This is a genomic window from Janthinobacterium sp. GW456P (assembly GCF_002127655.1).
GTDB lineage: Bacteria > Pseudomonadota > Gammaproteobacteria > Burkholderiales > Burkholderiaceae_D > Janthinobacterium.
In genome coordinates, this window is record NZ_NEHB01000048.1 from 21,334 (window position 1) to 27,785 (window position 6,452).

A 6,452-nucleotide genomic window follows, 5' to 3' on the forward strand; every position below is an offset into this window, starting at 1 on the left:
TCAATACATTCTGTGCGGGTTGAAGATGCCGGCCGGGTCGAAAGCCTGCCGCAGGCGCTGGTGGATTTTCTCAACGGCCGGCGCCAGCGGATGGAATACGCCCACCGCCTTGTCGCCGCCGCGGAACAGGGTGGCGTGGCCGCCAAGCGCGGCCACCGCCTGGCGGATGTCTTGCGCGCCGGCCGCATCGGCGTCGGCGTCGAGCTTGAGCCAGCGCTGCGCCCCGCCCCACTCGATCAGCTGGCGCCCCTTTACAATCACGGCGCTGGCGTGCGGCGGCAGCGACAAGCGCCACAGGCTGCCCGCGCCCGCGAAGAAGGCGTGCGTTTGCTCGCGCACAGACAGCCAGAAGGCGGCCGCGTCTTCGTGCGCCAGCACCTCGCCGCCCAGCGCGTGCAGCGCCGCCGACACGGCCGCGTCGGCGCCGGACAGGCGCACGCTCAAGACGCCATCGTGCCAGCAGCTGGCCGATATCGGCAGCGGTTGACCGGCCCATTCATTGAGCATGCGCAGGGCGGCGATTTCCGCGCATGCCAGGCGCAAGGTCGCTTCGCGCAGCGGCAGGGGCAGCACCTTCAGCGACACTTCCAGGATCAGCCCCAGGGTACCCAGGGATCCCGCCAGCAGGCGCGAGACATCGTAGCCTGCCACGTTCTTCATCACCTGCCCGCCAAAGGCCAGGCGTTCGCCGTGGCCATCCATCAGCACGGCGCCCAGCACGAAGTCGCGCAAGGCGCCCGCGCTGGCGCGGCGCGGGCCGGACAGCGCACTGGCGACGACGCCGCCCACCGTGGCGCCAGCGCCGAAATGGGGCGGCTCGAAGGCCAGCATCTGATTGCGCGCGGCCAGCGCCGCCTCGATCTCGGACAGCGGCGTGCCGCAGCGGGCCGTGATCACCAGCTCCGTCGGTTCATAATCGATGATGCCCGCATACGCGCGCGTATCGAGTACCTCGCCATCGAGCTGCTGGCCATACCAGTCCTTGCTGCCGCCGCCGCGCAGGCGCACGGGGCTGCCCGCCGCGCTGGCCGCCAGGATCTGCTGCCTGAATTGTTCCACGATTGCTTGCAAAAGAGTCTCCGGCAGATTAAAAACGGGGCAGGTTGGCGAACGGCAGGCGCCCCGCCGTCACATGCATCTTGCCGAATTCGGCGCAGCGGTTCAAGGTGGGAATCGCCTTGTCCGGGTTCAGCAGGGCATGCGGATCGAAAGCCCGTTTGACGGCAAAGAAGGCATCGAGTTCGGCGCGCGTAAATTGCACGCACATGGAATTGATCTTTTCCATGCCCACGCCATGTTCGCCCGTGATGGTGCCGCCCACGGCCACGCACAGGGCCAGGATGTCCGCGCCAAACGCTTCGGCGCGCTCGAACTCGCCGGGCATGTTGGCATCGAACAGGATCAGCGGGTGCAGATTGCCGTCGCCCGCGTGGAACACGTTGGCGCAGCGCAGGCCATGCGTCGTTTCCATGGCGGCGATGCCCGTCAGCACTTCCGCCAGGCGCTTGCGGGGAATGGTGCCGTCCATGCAGTAGTAGTCAGGCGAAATGCGCCCGGCGGCGGGAAACGCGTTCTTGCGGCCGGACCAGAATTTCATGCGCTCCGCTTCCGACTGCGAGACGGCAATCGCGCTGGCGCCCGCCCCTTCCAGCACGGCCGTCATGCGGGCGATTTCCTCTTCCACTTCCTCGTGCGTGCCATCGGCTTCGCACAGCAAGATGGCCGCCGCGTCGATGTCGTAGCCGGCCTTGACGAACGGTTCGACCATGCGCGACGACGTCTGGTCCATCATTTCCAGTCCGGCCGGGATGATGCCGGCGGCGATCACGTTGGCCACGGCATTGCCGCCCGTGACAACGTCGCCGAACGAGGCCATGATGACCCGCGCCGTGGCCGGTTTCGGCACCAGTTTCACGGTCACTTCCGTGACGATGCCCAGCATGCCTTCGGAACCGATGAAGACGGCCAGCAGGTCCAGGCCGGGCGAGTCCAGGCATTCGCCGCCCAGTTCCAGCACCTCGCCATCGATGGTCACGACACGCACGCGCAGCACGTTATGCACGGTCAAGCCGTATTTGAGGCAATGCACGCCGCCCGAGTTTTCCGCCACGTTGCCGCCGATGCTGCAGGCGATCTGCGAGGAAGGGTCGGGCGCGTAATACAGCGCGTGGGGCGCCGCCGCCTCCGAAATGGCCAGGTTGCGCACGCCCGGCTGCACCACGGCCGTGCGCGCATACGCATCGAGGCGCACGATGCGGTTCAGGCGCGCCGTCGACAGCACCACGCCGTCGGCGATCGGCAAGGCGCCGCCCGACAAGCCCGTGCCGGCGCCGCGCGGCACGATCGGCACCTTCAATTCCCGGCAGACGCCGAGGATGGCGATGACCTGCTCCTCCGTATCGGGCAAGGTGACCACCATCGGCAGGTGGCGGTAGGCGGCCAGGCCGTCGCATTCGTACGGGCGCGTGTCTTCGGCGTCGGACAGCACGCAGCGGGCCGGCAGCACGGCCAGCAAGGCCGCGACGACGGCTTGCTGGCGCGCGGCGGTCAATCCGGATTCAGGGGCGGCATTGAGCATAAGTTGGAGGGCAAATGGGCATGGGCGTGCAACGATTGTAAGCACAAAAGTGGCGCGCAGCGCATTTTTCGTCCGATTTGCAGGCAAATGCCGGGCAAGGTGTGGCGCAGTGTCGTATGCTGCCCCCATTCTTCTTTGACAGGATCAGCATCATGGGCAACCGACTTTCGAAAATCGCCACGCGCACGGGCGACAATGGCAGCACCGGCCTGGGCGACGGCAGCCGCACCAGCAAGGACAGCGCCCGCATCCACGCCATGGGCGACGTGGACGAACTCAATTCCAATATCGGCTTGCTGCTGTGCGAAGCCATGCCCGACGCCTTGCGCGACGAGCTGGTGGCCATCCAGCACGACCTGTTCGACCTGGGCGGAGAAATCTGCATCCCCGGCTACCAGCTGATCAAGGAAGAGCACGTGCTGCGCCTTGATGCGCTCTTGGCGAAATACAATGCGGACCTGCCGGCCCTCTCCGAATTCATCCTGCCGGCCGGCTCGCGCGCCGCCTCGCTCGCACATGTGTGCCGCACCGTTTGCCGCCGCGCCGAACGCAGCATCGTCGCGCTGGCCAATGCGGAACCCCTGCACGAACATCCGCGCCAGTACGTGAACCGATTGTCGGACCTGCTGTTCGTGCTGTCGCGCGTGCTCAACCGCTTTGCCGGCGGCAGCGACGTGCTGTGGCGACATGACCGCACGCGGGGATGAAATAAAAAACGGCGATGCCGGTCTAACCGCATCGCCGTGCTTTATCGGCTGGCAGGGCGTTACTTAGCCGCAGGCCTGAAGACACACTTTATTGGCGCGGACGCATGAAGGAACACTGAACTCCATGACACAGGCATCGAGCGCCATATAGCACTCGGACTGGCATTCGGATATGTCGGCGGTACTGCTGGCCATCGCATATGATGCGCTGACGCCCATGGCAAACAAAAAGAAACCCAGTTTTTTGAACATAAGTACTCCTTTGTGGAAATGAGGAACTGCAGGATGGATGAAGTGACGCAGCCGGCCTGCCCAGCGTACTGCTTAGCCGGCAATCATGATCTACGGCAAGATCGGATCGCAGCTTTTCATGCACATCCGGTGAATCTTGGTGCACGCGCCTGGCGCCGTCGGATGGTCGGTCATGCACTGCAACAGATCGTCGTCACACTGCGCATAGCATTCGGGCTCGCCGCCGCCGGCGATCGCATACGATGCGCTGACGCCCATGGCAAACAAAAAGAAACCCAGTTTTTTGAACATAAGCACTCCTGTTGAATTGACAGACGATGAGCAACAGCCATGGCGCGCCGTCCCTTACGCGCCATCCATAAGCGGGTATTGGCTCCGCGCGTCAATGATGCGGCGGGCGCAGGCATTCCTTCTGGCAAGCCTGATAATTTTCCATGCAGGCCGGCTGACCGAATTCCACGCAATCGAGCAAGTTGCGCTCGCAGACAAAGGTGCAGTCAGGGCCGCCAGCCTGGACACTGAAAGACAGGGCGGCGCCGGCGGCAAACAGGAAAGCGGCAATCTTTTTGAACATGGTCAGCCTTTCAAGTTAACAAGTTGGAACGTCAGATTTTCTTCAACGCCGCTTCCAGCGCGCCCGCATTAAAACCCTGGATCTTGCGGTTGCCGATCAGCACAACAGGTACGCCGCCGCCGCCGAGTGCTTCGTGGGCTTTTTTCGCGTCCGGGGATTTCTCGATATCGAGATCGACGAATTCGATCTTGTTTTCCTTGAAGTACGCGCGCGTCTTGGCGCAATAGCCGCACCAGTCCGTGCCATACAAGACCACTTTCGCCTGGGCGTTCGGGAAATACGCCGCGTAATTGCCCTCGGTGTAATTCGCCTTGAACAAGCCGGGCAACAAGGACAGGCCATAACCGCTGCCCAGGCCGGCAGCGAGGATCAGGCCATACATGGCGATGGTTTTCATTTTTTTCTGCATCATAGGTATCAGAGACGTAGATGATCGAGGACGGCCGACGCAGCATGCGCTTGCCGGCCGCTTGGCAATGCACGGAGATCAGGAGCCGATGTCGCAGACCCTCAGGCAGGCTTTGTAACTGCTGATGCAAAATGGGGATCTGTCGCCATTTTGCATCGTGCATTCCCGCAGCTCTTCCTCGCAGGCAGAGCAGCCGATATCGGAAGCCATGGCATAGGAAGCGCTCAATCCCAGGGTGAAAATAAATGCTGCAATCTTTTTCATTTACTACTCTCCATGTGAGCGATTGCCTCAGGTAATCGCGGCAGACCAGTCGTAAGAAATTTCATCTTTGCTTGCTACGAAAACGAATATAGACCGCACTTATTTTAGAGTCAACGTTTCATTTCGATAAATTTCCAGTTTGGAAAATATACCGGCAAAGCGCATGGAATGTGGAATTTGGAGAGATTGGCAGGCGTCAAACGTCTATACAATATCGGCGCCGCAAGCAGGAAAGGCCGGTTGCGGGCGCAGCCGGCCGGCGGCTATATTCAGGCCGGCACAGGCAGGCTCACGGGCTGCGCATGCACATGTCCGCGCAATAATCCCCGCAGCAACTGCACCTGGGCCACCGCGTCGGCTTGCAGAGCCGTCAAGCCCTCGGCAACGCAAGGGCCAGGCGCGCCGGCATCGGCGTCACCGCGCAGCAGCGCATCGATTTCCCCGCTGACCTCGGCGATCCAGCGTTGCAATTCGGGCGGCGCAGGCTCGGCCTGGGGACTCAGGCTGATGCGCGCCGTGCTGCCCGCCACGCGGCGCAGCAGCGGCAAGGTGCGCAGCGCCGCCAGGCCCACGCCGCTGCTGCGGTCCAGGCGGCGCTCGATGCGCAAGCGCTGCAAGACCTGTTCCGCGTTATTGCTGGCCAACCCCGCCTCGCGGCGCAGGCGCGCGATGGCGCTATCCCATTTACCGCCGGCCGCCAGCACGGCCAGCAGGTATTTCAGGTTGGCCGACACGGCTTGCGCCAGGCGCTGATCCAGGTCGTCCGCCTCGCGGTCCGGCCACAGGAAAAACGTGGCCAGCAGGGCCAGCACGCAGCCGAGCACATTGTTGCCCAGGCGGCTTATCGCATACACCATCTCGCTGGCCGGCGCCGCATAGTCGGCCACCAGCACGAAGGCCGGCGTCATGAACAGCACGTGCAGGCTGTAGCTGACCCTGCGCAAGGCCATGGTGGCGACGATCAGGGGAAACACCACCAGCGAGATACCGAGCGGCGTGTAGATGACGAGGCCGATCAGCACGGCCAGCACGGCGCCCAGCACGCTGCCCGCCACGCGCTCGATGCCGCGCGGCCAGGTGGTGGCCACCGACGGCTGCAATATCAACAAGGTGGCCATGGTGGCCCAGTAGCCGAACGGAATGTGCAGCGCCTCGACCAGTAAAAAGCCGGCCGTCGTCGCCAGCGACACGCGCGCCGCGTGACGCCAGCTCAGCGACTGCGGCGTGGCGTTGACTTTCGCCGTTTGCCACGCCTGCCCCAGCGCCAGGAAAGCCGCCTCGCGCCACGGCAGCTGCGCCGCGCGCGGCAAGCCCAGTTCCATGATGTCGACGTTCAGGCGCAAGGGCAGCAAGGCGCCCAGCGCCGCTTCCAGGCGCCGTCCGCACGCGGCCAGACGGCGCTGCAAGGCCAGCGGCGGCGTTTCCGGCTGGCGCTGCACGGCTTGCCCCAGGCGGCGCAGCAGCACGGCCATCACTTCCAGGCTGCGCCGCGCGCGCGGGTCCTGGCGCAGCCGCTGCTGCTCGCGCTCGCACGTATGCGTGACGGCGATCAGGTAGGCGAAGATGCGCTCGGCGTCGCTGAGCGCCAGCAGCAGGTTGTCGTACAGGGCGCTGCGGCCCGCGCGCGCGGGCGGCACGGCGGCCAGCGCCACCCGCGCCGCTTCCAGC

Annotated in this window: 9 protein-coding genes; 1 reads left to right on the forward strand and 8 read right to left on the reverse strand. The window is 64.3% G+C overall.

The window, feature by feature from the left end:
- Together glcE and CBW66_RS27400 are read right to left on the reverse strand one after the other, a co-directional pair.
- Entirely contained in the window at window positions 1-1,071 is a 1,071-nt protein-coding gene (gene glcE / locus CBW66_RS27395; RefSeq protein ID WP_086140818.1) for a glycolate oxidase subunit GlcE, read from the reverse strand.
- A gap of 16 nt (window positions 1,072-1,087) precedes the next feature.
- Complete coding sequence (locus CBW66_RS27400) at window positions 1,088-2,578, reverse strand: FAD-linked oxidase C-terminal domain-containing protein (RefSeq protein WP_086140819.1); 1,491 nt, start codon at window positions 2,576-2,578, stop codon at window positions 1,088-1,090.
- A gap of 152 nt (window positions 2,579-2,730) precedes the next feature.
- Here CBW66_RS27400 and CBW66_RS27405 point away from each other — a divergent pair, with 152 nt between their 5' ends.
- Window positions 2,731-3,285, forward strand: coding sequence for a cob(I)yrinic acid a,c-diamide adenosyltransferase (locus CBW66_RS27405; protein WP_086140824.1), 555 nt, complete (start codon window positions 2,731-2,733; stop codon window positions 3,283-3,285).
- Window positions 3,286-3,348: 63 nt separating this feature from the next.
- Here the strand turns inward: CBW66_RS27405 and CBW66_RS27410 are convergent, their stop codons facing one another.
- From CBW66_RS27410 to CBW66_RS27435, 6 genes are all read right to left on the reverse strand, one after another.
- Complete coding sequence (locus tag CBW66_RS27410) at window positions 3,349-3,537, reverse strand: hypothetical protein (RefSeq protein ID WP_034749095.1); 189 nt, start codon at window positions 3,535-3,537, stop codon at window positions 3,349-3,351.
- Between the two features lie 90 nt (window positions 3,538-3,627).
- Window positions 3,628-3,828 carry a hypothetical protein gene (locus CBW66_RS27415; protein ID WP_086140820.1) on the reverse strand — a complete coding sequence of 67 codons (201 nt, stop codon included), beginning with the start codon at window positions 3,826-3,828 and terminating at the stop codon, window positions 3,628-3,630.
- A 91-nt stretch (window positions 3,829-3,919) separates the two neighbouring features.
- Window positions 3,920-4,111 (reverse strand): hypothetical protein, encoded by a 192-nt coding sequence (locus CBW66_RS27420; protein ID WP_086140821.1) that lies wholly within the window; start codon window positions 4,109-4,111, stop codon window positions 3,920-3,922.
- 31 nt (window positions 4,112-4,142) lie between these two features.
- A complete protein-coding gene (locus tag CBW66_RS27425) occupies window positions 4,143-4,508 on the reverse strand; it encodes a glutaredoxin family protein (RefSeq protein ID WP_230492239.1) in 366 nt (121 codons plus the stop codon).
- A 90-nt stretch (window positions 4,509-4,598) separates the two neighbouring features.
- Window positions 4,599-4,784: a hypothetical protein gene (locus CBW66_RS27430; RefSeq protein ID WP_086140822.1), complete on the reverse strand. Its 186-nt coding sequence runs from the start codon at window positions 4,782-4,784 to the stop codon at window positions 4,599-4,601.
- Between the two features lie 269 nt (window positions 4,785-5,053).
- Window positions 5,054-6,452 (reverse strand): FUSC family protein (locus CBW66_RS27435; protein WP_172403006.1); only part of this gene is annotated, 1,399 nt, incomplete at its 5' end.